Origin of the sequence: Sulfurovum sp. (genome assembly GCA_020525365.1) — a bacterium.
In the GTDB taxonomy this organism is placed as follows: Bacteria; Campylobacterota; Campylobacteria; order Campylobacterales; family Sulfurovaceae; genus Sulfurovum.
This window is the reverse complement of the sequence record JAIZOF010000001.1, coordinates 266084-285242: the sequence shown is the minus strand read 5'-3', so window position 1 is coordinate 285242 and position 19159 is coordinate 266084. Positions and strand designations below refer to the sequence as shown.

Genomic DNA, 19159 nt, shown 5'->3' with positions numbered 1-19159 from the left:
TCGGTCCTAGAAGAGGTTGAGTAAACCCCAATCACAATAGAGCTAAGCTAAGCTTTTCTCTATTGTCTAAACACTCTAGAGGTTTCTGGTGACATTGTTACACCAAAGTAGAGTCTCCTTAGAACCAAAATCTCACACCAGCAATCAGTACCGTTTTATCTACTGGTTCATAATTGTTACGCATATTACCAAATGTTTTTCCCCAGTTTATTCCAATGTAGGGCGCAAATTCTCGCACAAACTCATATCGTAGATATAGTGTTGCTTCAGCAGATGAGAGCCCCGAACCTATCTGGAGCATCGAATCATCTTCACTGTAGAAATCCATTTCTATTTTAGGTGTAAGGATAAGCTTCTGAGTAAATAACATCTCATATTCAGCATCGAGCCTGAGTCCAATATTGCCATTTGTATTTAGCAACAGTGCTGCACGGGTTTCAAACCAGTAGGGTGCCAGACCAGCAACAGCAATCTCCCACCACATATTTGATGTATTGGTATTTTTGTTGTAGCAGATACCTGCTTGTACGTCCCAAAAAGGCATGATGGCACGGGAGTAGACGAAGTCATTCTGTGTATGCTCCAGCCCCTTTGATGTCGCTTCACCCTTACTATAAAGATAGAGTTTATCAAGATCATAGCCTATATAAAGTGTAGTATCCCAAGTGTGAGAATATGCATTGTTGCCACGTAGTTCAAGTTGATCAACAAGAAACATGGTACGTAGTGGATCATCTGCACTGGCAGCATAAGCCGATGTAACCATAACTATGGACAGCAAGAGTGTTTTTAATATTTTTTTCATTTCTATCTCCTTAGATCACAACAACTTTTCTGAACATACCTGCCATGTGGTAGAGCAGATGACAGTGGTAGACCCATGCCCCTTTGGCATCAACTGTTACACGGTAGCTAATTTTTGATCCAGGCTGAACAATGACAGTATGTTTACGTACTAGATGGTTGTCATCACCTGTCTCAAGGTCGCTCCAGAGTCCATGTAGGTGCATAGGATGATTCATCATTGTGTCATTAATGAGTGTAATACGAAGTCGCTCACCGTAGTGAAATATCAATGGTTTGGCATCGGCGTACTTGATACCGTTGATTGACCACATATAACGTTCCATGTTTCCTGTAAGGTGAAGCACAATCTCTCTGTTGGGTTTAGGAGCATCAATAGTAGAGTAGCGGTTCTTGAGATCAGCATAAGTAAGTACCCGTCTACCATTGTTACGTAGTCCCACACCAGGATCTTCAAGGCGGTATTTGGGATCTGTTGCAACCATAGTGGTCTGCGGTCCTTTTGCCATTGGCAATGGTGTGATAGGATATTTTTGTGTCTCCATCTCTTCCCATCGATACTTCTTCATTCCCATACTCATCTTCTTGTGAGACTTCATACTCATCTTCATCCCCATATCTACCATTGTAAGCGCTTGAGGATTGTCCATTCTTGGTGCTTTGGAAAGCAGAGAATTTGAAGGGGTAAGAGAACCTAGTGCATAGCCACTACGATCTATACTTTGAGCAAAAATGGCATAGGCCTTAACGCTACTGGGTTCGACAATGACATCATAAGTCTCTGCTACACCAATGCGGAACTCATCGACTCTGATTGGTTTGATATGGTTGCCATCAGCAGCAACCACGGTCATCGTAAGTTCTGGAATGCGTATGTCAAAGAAGCTCATCGCCGCACCGTTGATAAAGCGAAGACGAACCTTTTCTCCTTTTTTAAAGAGGGCTTTAAACTGTGTAGCAGGGTTATTTCCATGCATCAGATAGGTGTAGGTATAGCCAGTCACATCGGAGAGATCGCGATCGCTCATACGCATATGGTTCCACATTTTTCGATCACTCAAGGCCTTGCTAAACCCTTTCAATATTGCTTCAGTAGTAGATGGGTAATCGCGTATATCACCTTCTACTAAAGAAATCTCCACTTATAGCATCACTATGTGCTACTATTACACTATAGGCAAGCATAGGCACATTGGTATCAGGACTTTTATCTTTGGAAGCTGTCAAATCTTTTTTGGGAACATTTAAGTTTTTCTTACTTCCACATCCAACTAAAAACAGTCCCAAAAATAATGATACGATACTCGCTTTTACTATAATTTTCTTCATCATAGCCCTCCCTCTATTAGGTTTTAGTATAATTCATGATAATAAAGATTATTGATGACTCCTGTTGAATTGGGACTATATTGTACGGGGACAGGGTTGCTCTGACCTCTGTTGTATTGGCTGCAGAGGCGGTGGTGGAGGAGTATACTGACCTCTGTTGTATTGGCTGGGAGGCGGTGGTGGAGGAGCATAATAACCTCTGTTGTATTGGCTGGGAGGCGGTGGTGGAGGAGCATAATAACCTCTGTTGTATTGGCTGGGAGGCGGTGGTGGAGGAGTATACTGACCTCTGTTGTATTGGCTGGGAGGCGGTGGTGGAGGAGCATAATAACCTCTGTTGTATTGGCTGGGAGGCGGTGGTGGAGGAGCATAATAACCTCTGTTGTATTGGCTGGGAGGCGGTGGTGGAGGAGTATACTGACCTCTGTTGTGTTTCTTGGAACTATCTTGTTCAGAGTTATCTTGCTTCTCCTTCTGTTTCTTCTCCTTCTGTTTCTTCTCCTGAATATACATTTCAATATCACTTCTTAAGGCACTACACGCACTACTTTTCAATATTTCTTCAGCAATTGATGAGTAGTTTTGTGTAATATCACCTTTGCCAAAAAAGTGACCACTTATAACATCACTAGATGCTGCTATTACATTATAGGCACAGTTATTGCTTGCTTTTTTACTAATAATTACTGTTGTACCACCCTGTTTTATATTTGTTGTGTAAAATTGCCTTACTTTCATATAGGTTTCCATGAGAAAAAGCTTATCCCATGCTCTTGGACTTACCCCTTCTTGAAGCTTTTGATCCATAAAACGTACATGACCTGCAAGCTGGGCAGCATCATATTCTGTTTTGGCTGCAATGGTCCATTCAATACTCTTTTTGGCTGCATTTTTAGTAGGGGTTGGCCTTAGACTACTTCCATATTCTGAATAGTTTGTATGGTTTTGATGCAAGTAGGGAATATTAGAACTTACATTCAAAATATTATCAATATTGAATTCACCAGAGACCTTGTCTGGGATCTCACCTTTAATAACCAGTGCATTATCAGGACTTTTATCTTTGGAAGCTGTCAAATCTTTTTTGGGAACATTTAAGTTTTTCTTACTTCCACATCCAACTAAAAACAGTCCCAAAAATAATGATACGATACTCGCTTTTACTATAATTTTCTTCATCATAGCCCTCCCTCTATTAGGTTTTAGTATAATTCATGATAATAAAGATTAGTATCTAAAAACTTAAAAGTCTCTTAATTTAGAAGAATTTAGAAGAATTTAATCATGATAGCCTGACACATCTTTGAAAAGGTGTCAATGAAATAATACTTCAAACTACCACCGAAAACTCCCATAGTTAGGCTCATATTGGTTATTTTGGGGTTTTTATTAAGCTCCCCAAAGATACAATACCCCTATGAAGAATCTCAAAAACGCTCTTCTTCTTAGACAACTGAAGCAACTGAAGCAATTTGGTTATCGATACACTTCTGTATCCATCCATAAAGAGAGTGAGCCTAACCTTATGTTGCCTAGTACACTTGAAAAACTTAAAAGTCAAACACTCAAATGCCACCTATGCGAACTAAGCAAAAGTCGTACCCATGTGGTTTTTGGTGAAGGAAACCCACAAGCAGATGTCATGTTTGTTGGAGAAGGACCAGGTGTAACCGAGGACAGTACAGGTCAACCATTTGTAGGGCGTTCAGGAGAATTGCTAACAAAGATAATAGAAAATGTACTTTTTGTGAAACGTGAAGAGATATACATTGCCAATATTGTTAAATGCAGACCCCCAAACAATCGTACTCCCAGCCCAGAAGAAGCACATACGTGTAAATCTTTTTTACTTAAACAGATTGAACTTATTAAGCCTAAAATTATTATAACCTTGGGTAGTACAGCCTACCATTATATGACAGGAGATGATACAGGTATTACCAAAATACGTGGTACTGTACTAAAACAGAAGGGTTATACGCTTGTTCCTACCTATCATCCTAGTTTTCTATTACGAAATCCAAGTGCAAAAAAAGAAGTTTTTGAAGATATGAAAAAAGTAAAAATATTAATGAGAACACTATAGAATTACTTTATAAACAGGTTGAGAGGTTTATAAGTCCTATATCTCTCTTGCTTTAGAGATAATCTTCTCAACAATCTTTGGATCTTCAAGTGTTGAAATGTCTTGTGTAATCTCCTCACCTTTGGCAATAGAACGCAAAATACGTCTCATGATTTTTCCTGATCTGGTTTTGGGCAATCCTGGTACCTCTACAACATGGTCTGCTTTAGCAATATTTCCAATCTCCTCAGCCAGCAGTTGATTGATATGGTTTTTTATATCTTGACTTGTATATCCCTCTTTGAGTACAACATAGATAAAAATAGACTCTCCTTTAATGTCATGCGGTCTTCCAACAACTGCCACTTCGGCAATAGACGAATCATCCTTAACTGCTGCTTCAATCTCTGCTGTTCCCATACGATGACCAGAGACATTAATAACATCATCAACACGCCCTGTAATAGTGATATATCCGTCTTTATCGAGTACAGCACCATCGCCTGAGAAGTAAACTGGCTTACCATCTTTCACTGCATCACCAAAGTAAGATTTCTTATAACGTTCAGAATCCCCCCAAATGGTTCTAATCATACTTGGCCATGGCTTAGTAATACACAGTAGTCCTGTTTCGCCCACTTCTTTGGGCGTACCATCTTCATCAATAACCTCTGCCATAATGCCTGGGAGCGGGAATGTTGCACAAGCAGGCTTAATAGGTGTGGCGCCTGGAAGTGGACTAATCATATGACCGCCTGTCTCTGTCTGCCACCATGTATCGACAATGGCACATTTAGCATTGCCCACCACCTCATAGTACCATCTCCATGCTGGTGGATCTATGGGCTCACCTACCGTTCCAAGCACTTTGAGTGATGAGAGGTTATATTTTTTAGGTTCATCTTCACCCATCTTATGAAGTACCCTAATAGCAGTAGGTGCTGTATAGAACTGGCTAATCTTATGATCTTGTACCATTTTCCATGCACGGCCAGCATTAGGGTAGGTTGGTACTCCCTCAAACATCACTGTTGTAACACCTGCAGAAAGTGGTCCATAGATAATATAGGTGTGACCCGTAATCCATCCAATATCAGCTGTACACCAATATACATCTTCATCTTTAATGTCAAAGACCCACTCCATGGTCATCTGTGCCCATAAAATATACCCTGCACTAGAGTGCTGTACTCCTTTAGGTTTTCCTGTGCTACCTGATGTATACAACAAGAAAAGTGGGTCTTCTGAGTCCATTATTTCGTAAGGACATTCAGTATGCTGTTCATCAATTAGACTATTGTAGCAGTAGTCTCTACCTTCTACCCACTCAATTGGTTCATTGTTGCGCTTAACCACAAGGACTGCTTTGACACCCTCTCCACCCTCTGAAAGTGCAGCATCAACAACCTGCTTAAGCATATAGGGTTTTCCTTTTCTATATGCACCATCTGCGGTAATAATCAGTTTTGCCTGTGCATCTTCAATACGGTCTTTAAGTGCCTCAGCAGAGAATCCGCCAAAAACAATGGAGTGGATTGCTCCAATCCTTGCACATGCAAGCATGGCATAGGCTGCTTCTGGAATCATTGGCATATAGAGAATAACCCTATCACCCTTTTGAATACCAAACTTTTCTCTTAGCAGGTTTGCCATACGATTCACACGTAAAGAGAGTTCTGCATAAGTAATATGTTCTACATCTCCCCTATCACCCTCAAAAAGAATAGCTGTTTTGTTCGCCTTATCTGTAAGGTGTCTATCTACACATTGGTTACAGACATTAAGCTTGCCATTAACAAACCACTTATAAAAAGGTGCGCTACTCTCATCGAGCACTTTATCATAGGGTGAAATCCATTCTATTTTATCATTGGCATAGTCTTTCCAGAAACCTTCATAGTCTTCTTTAGCTCTGTTTTGTAAATCCCAATACTCATCCATACTTTTAATACAGGCACTGGTAGCAAAATCAGAATTAGGAGGATACACTTCTTTACTCATGACAAATCCTTTTTATATTGGTATATTTGATGTTGTTATTAAGGTTAGTTTATCATAAACCATATAGATTTAAAAAGAAGAGGAATAGTTTAATTCAGAGTAAAATAGTCTCAATTGTATCAATTTGATACGTGTTACCTGGTTTCTACTTTTTCAATTACATCAAGTCCAAATCCACTCAAGCCAATAAATTCAGTTTCAGTATTGGTTGTAAGGAGCTTAATATTTTTAACGCCAAGATCTTTAAGTATTTGTGCGCCTACTCCAAACTCCTTGGCTTGCTCGCTAGAGATAATTTTGGTATCAAGAAAAATCAATACCCCACCATTTTGTTTAAGGTACTCTATGGAGTGGTTTAGTGTATCGAAACGACTATCATCAAGAATAAGATCAATGTCATTGCCAATATTATGAAATTTAACATTAGTAGTTTCATGCAGTTTGTGAAACTGTATAACGGTATGAAAACGGTCAAGATGGTCTCCATATATATGCTTTTGTACTTTAATACCACGAAGCTTGGTCTCTTCTGTTTTAACCCTGTATACTAGCTGCTCATTCACTAAGCGGTATTCCACAATATCAGAAATATAGACAATACAGAGTGCATGCTTTTTGGCAAAAACCTTGAGATCATCCATGCGTGCCATGGTACCATCCTCTTTGATAATCTCACAAATCACTCCTACTGGTGCCAACCCTGCCAACTTACATAGGTCTACTGAACCTTCTGTATGTCCAGTACGTACAAGTGTTCCTCCATCTTTGGCTATAAGTGGAAAAATATGCCCTGGACGCACAAAGTCTTTGGATACGGTCAAAGGATTAGCAAGTCTATGGATGCAGTCATCACGTTCTGCTGCACTAATACCCGTTGTTGCCGTAATGGCGTCTATAGAGACAGTAAATGCAGTTTCATGATTGGAGTCATTGTTGCTAACCATGGGCATAAGATCAAGTTTGGTAGCAAGCATTCTGGTAACAGGTGTACAGATAAGCCCTCTTGCCTCTTTTGCCATAAAGTTAACCATTGTAGGTGTCGAAAAGGTTGCTGCATAGACAAGATCACCCTCGTTTTCACGGCTTTCATCATCCATCATAATAACCATTTTGCCTTTTTTGATCTCATTAATGGCTTTTTCTACACGTTCTATTGCTTCTGCAGACATATCCAACTCTTCCTAGTTTCTATAAGATTAATGGCAACATTATACCCAAATATCAAAACCTATAATCCTAATATAACATCTCTTCTAGAGTTACTCTAACATTCTTGCCTAGAGCCTTAACATCATATCCACCTTCCAGAAAGAAAATATATGGAACATCTTTATAATCAAGAATAGCACGTACCATCTTTTGTATACCCTCTGTAGTAATGTTAAGTGCTGCAAGTGGGTCGCTCTCATGCAGATCATAGCCTGCTGAGACTAAGATAATATCAGGATTAAATGTATCTACAAGCGATGGTATATCGTGTTCATAGATATCAAGCAAATGCTCATCTGTACTTTCAGGCATCATGAGGAAATTACGTGTAAATCCCTTTCCTCTACCTTCACCAATATGATTTTCAAGCCCTGTACCTGGATAGGCAAGTGCTTGGTGTGAAGAGATGTAAAATACAGTATTATCTTCCCAAAAAGTATCTTGTGTACCATTGCCATGATGGACATCAAAATCAATAATCATCACCTTCTTATAACCCTTTTTTTGAGCATATTTAGCACTAATGGCAATATTGTTAAAGAGACAAAAACCCATTGACTTGGTTGGACTGGCATGGTGTCCTGGTGGCCTTACCGCACAAAAAGCATGCTCAAATACTCCTTTTTTGATACCATCTATGGCAACAACTCCTGCACCTGCTGCTATTTTTGCTACATGAAACGAGTCAAATGAGCAAATGGTATCAGCATCAATAGATGTTGCTATCTTGCTACACTCCATCACCTCCTCTATCTGCTTATGAGTATGTACTGACAGCAACATCTCATCTGGTACACATATAGAAGATGGTGTCAAAAGTTTCTCCCTTAGGGGTAAAACTGCCTCCTTTATAGCAACCAGTCTTTCTTTCGACTCTGGATGCATAGAGCCTGTATCGTGTTTCAAGCAGATATTATCAGTAATATAGGCAACCTTTTTCATTGCTCAATACCCATAATCACTCATATTTCAAACTGCTCTTTGCAGTATATACTTTCATTGCCATTCTCTTTTTAGAAACTCCTTTTCATATTTCTTCTGTTAATTATACATAATTTATTCACATTCCTCTGCTATAATACCTTAAAATAATATTAAGGAATATGATATGAGACCAAAACCTAGTCTACGTATCTTATCAATAGGAAAAGAGATTGTGCATGATGGACTCACTATAGACTCTATCACTATAGACTCACTTTCGCAACATGATGGCATTGAACAGTATGACTATATTATCATTAATGGAGGAGATGGTGCTATTCGGCGTATCGTCAAGCATCTTTATGTATTTAATAAACGGCCTATTTTTATTTTAAACCCTACTGGTTCATTCAATGTTATTGCCAAAATACACAAGGTTCCCTCAATCACAACAATACTCAATATGTTAGCAGAGGAAAATGTACCAAAAGTACAAAAACACCACTTTTTTAAACTTAATGAAGAGGTTTTTCTCTTTAGTGCTGGCAATATGGGGGATTTGCAACATATTTTTCTCTCTGAGACCCTACGTTTTGGATGGCTCAAACATGGCATACTCAAATACCTACTTTCTATTCTATTTTTACTACCTATTCATCTTATCATGACACCATTCATGTTAGTAAGCAAAACACGTTTTTTCATCTTTACACCTGCTCGTTTTATTAAACAGATAGGCTCCTTCTATGGTGAAGTTCCTCCATCTCTTTGCTTTAATCTTAAAAATGACTATAATATGCTCGAACTCGATGGTGATATTGTCACTATACATAATAGGTATATTAAAATAACACAAGCAGGTAGCATACGTATCGTCACATACTAGTGCTGCTTTTTATAATACTCCGTTACCCGTTTATCTACGTGGATTACTTGTTTCAAGTAGTGCATCAAATTGCCACGATTAAAATCTATCTTAAGATATCTAGGGTTGATAGCACGTGAAATGGCTACATAGAACTGGCTGGGAGCAAAGATATTATCAACATTGCAGACAAGGTTATCGATGCTCATTCCTTGTGATTTGTGAATGGTTACCGCATAGGCAAGCTTAAGTGGAAATTGGGAGAGGGTTGCCAATGAGACCTGCTCAAGTGTACCATCCTCTTTGACAACCATATCAAGTAAATCGAAATCATGTCGCTCTACTCTTACATAGGTATTTTCCTTCTCAACAATAAGGTGATTGTCTTCAATGGTACGCAATATTCCACGTTCACCATTGACAAATTTTCCCCACTTGTTGACCGTAAAAAGTATGGGCACCCCCTCTTTAAGTGTTAACTGTTCAGAAATAGGTAGTAGTTTCTTCCACCCCTCTAATTTCTTTTCATGCACACTACCAAACATCTCTATGTCAGCAAATAAAATTGTCTCCTCACTCTTTAGTTCGTTGATTCTTGCACGGTTAGTCAACTCTACCTCTGCATTACGACCAAAAAGATAGGTTGGATCTGGTTTTAACCCCTCATTGTTCCAAAGACAGTGCATGTATTGCAACACCTCATCATCACAGATTCCTTGTCTAACTTTAGAGAGAATATGTGTAAGCTCTGCATCCTGTGTACGTTTCATTTCAGTTAGTTCTATGACTGTTAAATCAAAACGTTCCCATGCCAACGACTCAAAAGCATAAAGCTTCTCCCCAAAAACATCATGTGGGTTGTGCTGTTTCTGTACTGGAGGAAGCTGAAAAAAATCTCCCACAAAAAGTACCTTACCAAGATAACCGTAGGTATTGAGACGATAAGCAATCATATCAAGCAATTCGGCACTCACCATACTGATTTCGTCAATAATAATCAAATCAGTTGCTTTAAGTGCTTTTTTAAGATCACCTAGACGTTTTTTAGTACGTTTATCATGCTCTGCCAACTCTTCAAAGTTAGAGGCAATACCAAAAACAAAAAAACTGTGTACCGTAAAACCACCAATGTTAACTGCACTCACCCCCGTAGAGCCAAGTGAGACCACCTGTTTATCATGCTTGCGGTAGTCATCAATAATCTCATTAGTAATATAGCTCTTTCCTACTCCTGCACCACCAGTAAGAAAAGTATTATTATGCTTGAGTGCTTCAAGGACATCAGTTTTATCTATCATTAGTTTGACATCATTAGCAATACAATTATTGGGAGTATCTGCTTCATTTTCATTGCCTTTTTACATATATTATAACTGAAAATCTTACATCTTTTGGTATGATTAGACATGATATTTGAAGACCTTTCGCAATTACCCAATACATTTGGACAAAAATGCAAATACCCCTGTATCCACCATCGTCATCGCTCCAACATGATGCTTAATCCGCTCAATCTCAAACATCTTAATTGTATCGATACCAATAGTGCCGATATGATTACCCTCAATCTTGAAGATGGCATTGCTCCAGACCGTAAAAAAGAGGCACTACACAATATTTCCCTCTTTCTTTCCCACATGGAGCATAGCGATAGTTTTATCATTGTGCGTGTCAATCCACTAGATGAGGGTGGCGCGGAAGAGATACATGTTTTAAATCATTTTAACTTTGATGCTGTGCGTGTAGCAAAGGTTAAAGACCAACATGATATTGCTAGAGCGTTGAGTCTACTAAGCGATCAGAAAGAACTACACATCTCCATGGAAACCAAAGAGGCATTTACTAATCTCTCCTCTCTACGAATTGATAAGCGTTTCACTACAGCCAATATTGGTATTCTTGATTTACTTACCTCACTAAGGTTGCCACAGTCATTAATACACATAGGCAATCCAACAATTGACTACATTCTTAGTAAATTCCTTGTTGATGCAAAAAGCATAGGGCTATTGCCTATTTCATTTATGTTTCAAGTGTATCATGACACGGAGACCTTTAGAAAGTGGTGTGAGTATGAAAAAAATATGGGCTTCACTGCCAAAGCCTGCATGGGACCCAAGCAAGTTGCCATTGCCAATGAGATTTTTGACATTAGCGAAGCAGAGATTATACGTGCTAGACATATTAAAACACGCTTTGAAAAGGAGTCTGCCAAAGGGAACAATGGATTTATGGATGAGACTTATGGTATCTTTGTTGATGAACCCATTTACCGCGATGCACTCCTTGTACTTAAAAAGGAAATTTAAATGATCAAACTACTCTTAATACTTCTTCTCTTTCTTTTTGTGTTAGATGCAAACAATGACAGACCACCTATTCCCTATGACTACCTTTCTAAGCCTCGTGTACAATATTTTATCCACACTATGCATCAAAAATATGGTTTTAATACCACCTATCTCAAAAAGGTATTTAAACATGCAAAGCTCGACCGTGATACCCTTGCACGCTATACAGGAAAATTCAAGAAAAACTCTACTGTTGGAAGTTGGGAGCGATTTAAACTACATGTAGTGAATGAGAAAACATTTAAAGAGGCAAAGGTATTTAAACATAGGCATCTTCACACACTTCAAAAGGCAGCAAAACAGTATCGGGTTGATGCAGACTATATTGTTGGCTTTCTTGGTGTAGAGAGTCGGTTTGGCACCTACACGGGTGACTATAATATTCTTGATTCCCTTACTACCCTTGCTTTCCATAAAAATCGTATGCAGAAGTATTTTCATAATGAACTGGCACATCTTTTTCTCTTTGCCAAAGAGAGGCGGTATGACATTACAAAACTTGAAGGTTCGTTTGCAGGAGCCATGGGATGTGTGCAGCAGATGCCTTCCATTGCTAGAAAATTCAATGATGATTTTGATGGAGATGGGGCAAGTGTATGGGATATTGAGGACTGTATTGGGTCCATTGCTAAATTTATGCACCACAAAGGGTGGAAAAACAAAGAAGTGGTTGCCGTAAAAACTTCATTTAAGGAAAAACGCTTTGAGGGGCTTCGTACAGGGTTTAAAACCCACTACCAACTCTCCATGTTGCACACATATGGTATTAAGCCAACAATGCCCTTTCCTTACAGCACTGCTGCACTCATTAGGCTACACAACAAAACCCATGACGAGCTCTGGTTAGGCGGAAGCAACTTCAAGGTACTTACTGCCTATAATGCTAGTAGCAACTATGGCATGGCAATACACCTCATTGCACAGTCGCTTAAATCACTGTAGAAATTGTACTCTCTTTTGCTAATAAGTTACAGCTTATTCATTGATTTAGAAGTTGTTAATTGTTGATGAGCGTAGACTACCAACTTACTTACATGGGCAGCCAAAGCAATAATCAACCAAGCTATTAAGCTAACTTGAATATTGCAAATGGATTATATTGGCTAGTATCTAGTATGGTCAATATAATTTGGTTTTGGTATTTTTCTACATTTGTAGTAATCAGCTGTAGCCTCTCTACTAACGCTATAAACTGCAGGAAAATATACTTTTTCTGCATAGAATGTTCTATCTACATAATTTGCACCCTTTCTAGTAGCTTCTTTTGCAAAATAAACATTTCCTTTGTGGATTGCTTCTTCTACACTGTCACCAATCCTGATGATGGAAAAAATATTTTTTGCCTTTGCATCAAACTTTGTAGAGACACCTACTTTTTTACAGTTGTTACTTTTTTCTGGTTCTGCAAAACCTACAACTACTTTTTTAGATCTAACCACATATTGAGTTGAGTTTGATAATGCTGCACATCCACTCATCAATAATGCAATAGCTATTGCACTTGATGTTAAAGCTATTCTTTTCATTTTTTCCCTTTATATTTTATTTAAGACAAAATAATTATAGCTAAAATTTTATTTTTATACAACTTTTAACATAATAATATATTTTTTACTTTTTAGTCTATCAAAAAATTCCTTATACACAAAAAACTTACTTGTTTTAATTGGTACATTTTGTACAATATTTATTTTCTAATTCTTTCAAATATTTTGAAGCTATCTACTTTATAGACTATGGTGCGTAAACCTAGGCACAAGAAGGCTTTTAGGACTTTTAGGGTTTTGATGGTGGTTTAAGGGGAGGGTTTTAGGTTATATTTTTCAAACTCCCTTTGGCACTTAGTAACTTACATTCCAAAGCTTCAACTATACACAATCAAAAATATATAATCTTAAAAACTGCTTTAATTAATCATTTATCCCATAGAATTTAATTATAATGTATGTGATTATCATATAAAAGGGGGATATTATGTCATTTAAAAAACCAACATTTAAAGCACAATATGAAAATTTTATAGGCGGAGAGTGGGTACCTCCTGTAGATGGAAATTATTTTGAAGCCCTTTCGCCTATAGACAATAAACCTATGGCAAAAGTAGCCCAATCTAATAAAAAAGATATAAAATTAGCTACAGATGCCGCATGGAAAGGGTTTGAGACTTGGGGAAAGACTTCCGTTTCAGAGCGATCTGCCATCCTTAACAAGATAGCCGATACCATGGAAGCCAACTTGGAAACGTTGGCTATTGCTGAGACATGGGATAATGGTAAAGCGATAAGAGAGACCATCAATGCAGACTTACCTTTGGCAATTGATCACTTTAGATATTTTGCTTCGGTGATTCGTTCTGAGTCTGGAACAGTATCTGATCTAGATAGTTCTTTAGTATCTCAAGAGATACATGAGCCTCTAGGTGTAGTTGGACAGATTATTCCTTGGAATTTTCCTATTTTGATGGCAGCATGGAAACTTGCTCCTGCCATTGCAGCAGGAAACTGTGTGGTGCTTAAACCTGCGGAACAAACCCCTGTCTCTATTATGGTGCTTATGGAATTAATACAAGCGTTTATACCCAATGGAGTCATTAATATTGTTAATGGCTTTGGTCCTGAGTGCGGTAAGCCACTGGCACTGAGTCCAGATATTAACAAGATAGGATTTACAGGAGAAACCACTACGGGGAAACTCATTATGCAGTATGCTTCTGAAAATCTCATACCTGTCACACTAGAGCTTGGTGGTAAATCACCAAACATATTTATGGAGAGTATTATGGATGCAGATGATGCATTTTTTGATAAAGCCATAGAAGGCTTAGTGCTCTTTGCATTTAACCAAGGTGAAGTGTGCACATGTCCTTCTCGTGCATTAATTCAGGAGAGTATCTATGAGCCATTTATGAAACGAGTGTTAGAAAGAGTAGCTGCCATCAAAATGGGTAACCCTCTAGACCCCAACACCATGATGGGAGCACAAGCTTCAAGTGATCAGTATGAAAAAATCTTACACTATATCTCTATAGGCAAAGAAGAAGGTGCTGAACTATTGGCAGGTGGTTCAAAATTTGACAATTCCGAATACCCAGACGGTTTCTTCATACAGCCAACAATATTTAAAGGACACAACAAAATGCGTATTTTCCAAGAAGAGATTTTTGGTCCAGTGCTCTCTGTTACAACCTTTAAGAATATAGATGAGGCGCTAGAGATTGCTAACGATACACTCTATGGTCTAGGTGCTGGTGTATGGACTAGAAATGTACACGAGATGCAAAAACTAACTCGTGGGATAGAGGCTGGACGTGTATGGGCAAACTGTTATCATCATTATCCTTCTCATGCTTCATTTGGTGGGTACAAGCAGTCAGGCTTTGGTAGAGAAACTCACCTCATGATGCTAAACAGCTATCGTCATACTAAAAATATATTGACATCATATGATGAGAATAAGTTAGGTTTCTTTTAGGTCCAGATTGAGTCATAAAATAGATTAAAATCATATTAAGGAAAATCAATGCCCACAGCACGTGTAGTATCTACCAAAAAAGCCAACACACTCATAGATAGACTTAGAGAAAAACATGGTACAGAGCTTATGTTTCACCAAAGTGGTGGATGCTGTGATGGTTCTGCCCCTATGTGTTTCGAAGTAGGTGATTTTATGGTGGGAAGTCGTGATGTCAAAGTAGGAGAGATTCACGGTTGTGAATTTTTCATGTCTCCTGATCAATTTGAATACATGAAAAATACTCATTTAACCATAGATGTGGTAGAAGGAAGAGGTTCTAGTTTTTCCATTGAAATACCCTTAGGTCTTCGCTTTATTACTATATCAAGACTCTTTACCCCAGAAGAAGCAGCAGATCTAGAAGATATAGAAATAGATTAGTTCTCTTCTCCTATTGGTACATTTTTTCTACTTAAAAAAATAATAGTTATTTAAGTGATACATAAACATCCTATTTAGAATTAAAACCGTAGGATCTACCGTTCCAGTATACACGTTTATGGGACAAAATATTCCCTTCAAGTTCATAGACCCATGCTCCCTCATGGTCTTTCATTGTGGCACTTCCTGCACAATAGAGTGGTATCTTTGTTTCAGGCACTTCAGTATAGTAAGTTTGATGTACATGACCAAATAGTATGGCACCCTGCTCAATGCTACTACAGGCATATAAAAAGTCATTTGCGTTACAAAGTCCATGTCGTTTTCTATCAGGTTTTCCATCTGCTAAACGAGGAGCATAATGGGTTATAACAAATAAAAAACGTCCCCTAATTCGTTTATCTTGTAAGAGTTTTTTAAAAGATTCGAGTTGTCTATGAGAAATATACCCATCCGAACGCCATGGTTGCGGATTGGGCTTTGAGCTATTGAGTGCAATCACTGCCACACCATCATCAATAAGTCGTACTAATGGGTAATGTCTCTCTACACAATACTCTGGCAAATCACTTTGCAGCACTGAGCCAAACTGTTTAACAAAATGGTGGTGACTATTTCTCTCATGCACATAGATATCATGATTTCCTGGTACGGTCAGATAATTATTTGATGGATACATCATAGGCTCCATCAACTTACGTGCTTGTATTAACTCATGCTCTAATCCTAGTGCTGTATAATCTCCAGTATTAATGACAATATCAATACTATTTTCCTTCTTAAAACGTACCATTGCTGCCATCTTCTTTTCAACATCATTGAAATATTTTGCCCGTCCACGAAGTAGATTGATTGCACCAATTCCACATTTGCTAAACCACTTCCTCCATTTCATATGGCGTACAAGGGCACTAACATGAATGTCGCTAAAATGTAAAATACGTAGTGACTTTTGGCTCATGAAGAAATTTCCCTTAGAAGTTTACTCTGTATCAAAATATATCCATAATGGTACAAAGGTTTTACTAACATAATAATAAATAGGAAATTGTAGAAAATAAAAGTTTATGCCAAGATTGTTTGTCTTGGCATATCAATCATGCATCAATCGAGTGTTTAACCAACCATTGCTTCAAGTTCTTCTTTGGAAACTTGATTGAAATTAAGATATTTATAAACACTGTCTCTGTTCTTAGGTGTAATTTTCTTATTAACAATCTCTAGGTATTCCTCTTTTGTTGGGAGACGTCCAAGTAGCGCTGCAACTGCTGCAACCTCAGCAGAACCAAGATAAACCTGTGCCCCTTTACCTAAACGGTTATCGAAGTTTCTAGTTGATGTAGAGAAGACAATTGCATTATCTGCCACACGTGCCTGATTGCCCATGCACAGTGAACAACCAGGAATCTCTGTTCTCGCACCAGCAGCACCGAAAATAGCGTAATAGCCTCCTTCAATCAGTTCTTTCTCATCCATTTTGGTTGGCGGAACAACCCATGTTTTTGCTTTCACCGCACCTTCACCTCTAAGAACCTCCCCTAGTGCCCTAAAGAGACCAATATTTGTCATACATGAGCCAACAAAAACTTCATCAATCTTCTCTGTTGGGCGCTTGGGATCAGCAAGAATCTCAGAGAGTGTTGCCACATCATCTGGATCGTTAGGGCACGCAAGAATTGGCTCTGTAATCTTATTGAGGTCAATCTCAATAACTGCTACATATGTCGCATCAGGATCACGTTCGAGAAGTTTTGGATCCTTAATCCACTCTCTCATCTTGTCTGCACGGCGTTTGAGTGTCTCTTTGTCTTCATAACCTTGCTCTATCAACTCTTCAATAAGTACAATATTGGACTCAAGATACTCAATGATAGGTTCTTTATCTAATTTAACCGTACAAGCTGCTGCTGAACGCTCTGCTGAAGCGTCTGAAAGTTCAAATGCCTGCTCACACTTGAGCTGTTCAAGTCCTTCAATCTCAAGAATTCGACCTGCAAAAATATTCTTCTTCCCTTTTTTTTCTACAGTCAATAGATTATCTTTGATCGCCTGATATGGAATGGCATTAACCAAGTCGCGTAGGGTAATACCAGGCTGCATTTCTCCTTTAAACTTAACCAAAACAGATTCTGGCATGGTGAGGGGCATCATGCCAGTTACCCCAGCAAATGCTACTAGCCCTGACCCCGCAGGAAAGGAGATGCCAATAGGGAATCTGGTATGAGAATCTCCACCTGTACCAACTGTATCAGGTAAGCACATTCTGTTAAGCCAGCTATGGATAACGCCGTCACCTGGCCTAAGAATAAACCCTTTTCTCTCTGTCCAAAACTTGGGGAGTGTATGCTGAAGCTCAATGTCTGCTGGCTTTGGATAAGCTGCAGTGTGGCAAAAAGATTGCAATACAAAGTCTGCACCAAAACTCAGTGCTGCAAGCTCTTTAATCTCATCTCTAGTCATGGGACCAGTCGTATCTTGAGAACCAACTGTTGTACAGACAGGTTCGCAGTAGACACCAGGCTTTATGCCTTCCATGCCACATGCCCTTCCAACCATCTTCTGTGCTAGTGTATATCCACTACCATCATCTTTAGGCTGGTCAGGTCTCATAAAGATATCATCTGTACCCATATTAAGTGCTTCTCTCGCTTTTATAGTCAATCCCTTGCCAATAATGAGAGGGATGCGCCCACCTGCTCTCATTTCATCGGGAATTGTATTGGGTTCAAGTTTGAATTCAGAAACCACTTTACCATCTTTTTCAATAATACCCTCAAATGGCTTAACTGTGATCACGTCGCCAGTCTCAAGATTATTCACTGGTGCCTGAAGAGGCAGACATCCTGAATCTTCTGCTGTATTAAAGAAAATGGGTGCAATGATGGAACCAATAACAACTCCACCTGTTCTTTTATTAGGAATACCTGGAATATCTCTACCCATATGCCATTGTACAGAGTTAATACCAGACTTTCTTGAGGATCCTGTACCAACAACATCACCAACATATGCTAATGGCAAACCATTCTTCTCTTTAAGCTCTGCCATTGTCTCAAGTGGTTTTTCCATGCGCGAAACAAGGAAAGCATTTGCATGCAATGGGATATCTGCTCTAGTAAAAGCTTCTGATGCAGGAGAAAGGTCATCCGTATTGGTCTCACCTGGTATTTTATAGACAGTTAATTTAATCTCTTTTTCAAGCTCAGGCTTATTGATAAACCACTCAGCATTTGCCCATGACTGAATCACCTCTTTGGCTTTTTCATTGCCTTCATCCATCATTTTCTTAACGTCATTAAATGCATCATAGACAAGAATAGTATTCTTTAGTTGTTCTGCTGCAGCATCAGCAACGTCATCACCAAGTTTAAGTGCCTCTACCATCGGTGTTACATTAAAGCCACCTAGCATTTTGCCAAGGATCTCAATTGCCTTTGTTTTGCTGATTGCATCACAGGTAACATTCTCTTGTATAATATCATTAAGAAATGCTGCTTTTACATATGCTGCATCATCTACACCTGCAGGTACTTTATTTTCAAACATATCCATCACATAGTCTGATTCTGGGATTGGACTCTGTTTAAGGATCTCAACCAGTTCTGCTGTCTGCTCTACTGTGAGCGGAAGTGAAGGAACACCAAGCTCTGCACGCTCAGATGTATGTTTTTTATAATCTTCGATTAAGGCCATATTGTGGTCTCCTATTGTATGTAA

17 protein-coding genes are annotated in these 19159 nt (G+C 38.7%); 6 read left to right on the top strand and 11 right to left on the bottom strand.

What is annotated here, in order from left to right; all coding sequences use genetic code 11:
- Positions 1-118 precede the first annotated feature (118 nt).
- The 4 genes from LGB01_01455 to LGB01_01440 form a co-directional block, all read right to left on the bottom strand.
- Complete coding sequence (locus tag LGB01_01455) at positions 119-805, bottom strand: copper resistance protein B (GenBank protein MCB4752889.1); 687 nt, start codon at positions 803-805, stop codon at positions 119-121.
- Between the two features lie 10 nt (positions 806-815).
- Positions 816-1946: a multicopper oxidase domain-containing protein gene (locus LGB01_01450; protein MCB4752888.1), complete on the bottom strand. Its 1131-nt coding sequence runs from the start codon at positions 1944-1946 to the stop codon at positions 816-818.
- Positions 1921-2136, bottom strand: a complete 216-nt coding sequence (locus LGB01_01445; protein MCB4752887.1) for a hypothetical protein — start codon at positions 2134-2136, stop codon at positions 1921-1923. Before LGB01_01445 ends, LGB01_01450 begins: the two co-directional genes overlap by 26 nt.
- Before the next feature lie 72 nt (positions 2137-2208).
- Positions 2209-3315, bottom strand: coding sequence for a hypothetical protein (locus LGB01_01440; protein ID MCB4752886.1), 1107 nt, complete (start codon positions 3313-3315; stop codon positions 2209-2211).
- Positions 3316-3550: 235 nt separating this feature from the next.
- Here LGB01_01440 and LGB01_01435 point away from each other — a divergent pair, with 235 nt between their 5' ends.
- Positions 3551-4219, top strand: coding sequence for a uracil-DNA glycosylase (locus LGB01_01435; GenBank protein ID MCB4752885.1), 669 nt, complete (start codon positions 3551-3553; stop codon positions 4217-4219).
- Positions 4220-4255: 36 nt separating this feature from the next.
- Here LGB01_01435 and acs read toward each other — a convergent pair whose 3' ends face one another.
- The 3 genes from acs to LGB01_01420 all read right to left on the bottom strand — a co-directional run bounded on the left by acs (position 4256) and on the right by LGB01_01420 (position 8350).
- The gene (gene acs / locus LGB01_01430; protein MCB4752884.1) at positions 4256-6199 is read right to left on the bottom strand and encodes an acetate--CoA ligase; all 1944 of its coding nucleotides are present in this window, start codon (positions 6197-6199) and stop codon (positions 4256-4258) included.
- Between the two features lie 134 nt (positions 6200-6333).
- The gene (locus LGB01_01425) at positions 6334-7368 is read right to left on the bottom strand and encodes a bifunctional 3,4-dihydroxy-2-butanone 4-phosphate synthase/GTP cyclohydrolase II (protein ID MCB4752883.1); all 1035 of its coding nucleotides are present in this window, start codon (positions 7366-7368) and stop codon (positions 6334-6336) included.
- 67 nt (positions 7369-7435) lie between these two features.
- On the bottom strand, positions 7436-8350 hold the full coding sequence (locus LGB01_01420) for a histone deacetylase (GenBank protein ID MCB4752882.1): 915 nt from the start codon (positions 8348-8350) through the stop codon (positions 7436-7438).
- Positions 8351-8516: 166 nt separating this feature from the next.
- On the opposite strand from LGB01_01420, the gene LGB01_01415 reads away from it, so the two are divergent.
- Positions 8517-9218 carry a hypothetical protein gene (locus LGB01_01415; protein ID MCB4752881.1) on the top strand — a complete coding sequence of 234 codons (702 nt, stop codon included), beginning with the start codon at positions 8517-8519 and terminating at the stop codon, positions 9216-9218.
- On the opposite strand, the gene LGB01_01410 is transcribed toward LGB01_01415, so the two are convergent.
- Positions 9215-10495 carry an AAA family ATPase gene (locus tag LGB01_01410; protein ID MCB4752880.1) on the bottom strand — a complete coding sequence of 427 codons (1281 nt, stop codon included), beginning with the start codon at positions 10493-10495 and terminating at the stop codon, positions 9215-9217. The genes LGB01_01415 and LGB01_01410 overlap by 4 nt on opposite strands.
- A gap of 108 nt (positions 10496-10603) precedes the next feature.
- On the opposite strand from LGB01_01410, the gene LGB01_01405 reads away from it, so the two are divergent.
- Positions 10604-11506 carry a CoA ester lyase gene (locus LGB01_01405; protein ID MCB4752879.1) on the top strand — a complete coding sequence of 301 codons (903 nt, stop codon included), beginning with the start codon at positions 10604-10606 and terminating at the stop codon, positions 11504-11506.
- Entirely contained in the window at positions 11507-12490 is a 984-nt protein-coding gene (locus LGB01_01400) for a lytic murein transglycosylase (GenBank protein ID MCB4752878.1), read from the top strand.
- A gap of 161 nt (positions 12491-12651) precedes the next feature.
- Here the strand turns inward: LGB01_01400 and LGB01_01395 are convergent, their stop codons facing one another.
- A complete protein-coding gene (locus LGB01_01395; protein MCB4752877.1) occupies positions 12652-13074 on the bottom strand; it encodes a hypothetical protein in 423 nt (140 codons plus the stop codon).
- A 448-nt stretch (positions 13075-13522) separates the two neighbouring features.
- Here LGB01_01395 and LGB01_01390 point away from each other — a divergent pair, with 448 nt between their 5' ends.
- Together LGB01_01390 and LGB01_01385 are read left to right on the top strand one after the other, a co-directional pair.
- Entirely contained in the window at positions 13523-15019 is a 1497-nt protein-coding gene (locus LGB01_01390) for an aldehyde dehydrogenase (protein ID MCB4752876.1), read from the top strand.
- Between the two features lie 48 nt (positions 15020-15067).
- The gene (locus LGB01_01385) at positions 15068-15442 is read left to right on the top strand and encodes a DUF779 domain-containing protein (GenBank protein ID MCB4752875.1); all 375 of its coding nucleotides are present in this window, start codon (positions 15068-15070) and stop codon (positions 15440-15442) included.
- A gap of 70 nt (positions 15443-15512) precedes the next feature.
- Here LGB01_01385 and LGB01_01380 read toward each other — a convergent pair whose 3' ends face one another.
- Positions 15513-16403 carry a metallophosphoesterase gene (locus tag LGB01_01380; GenBank protein MCB4752874.1) on the bottom strand — a complete coding sequence of 297 codons (891 nt, stop codon included), beginning with the start codon at positions 16401-16403 and terminating at the stop codon, positions 15513-15515.
- A gap of 155 nt (positions 16404-16558) precedes the next feature.
- Positions 16559-19135, bottom strand: coding sequence for a bifunctional aconitate hydratase 2/2-methylisocitrate dehydratase (acnB, locus tag LGB01_01375; GenBank protein ID MCB4752873.1), 2577 nt, complete (start codon positions 19133-19135; stop codon positions 16559-16561).
- Positions 19136-19159: the final 24 nt, after the last annotated feature.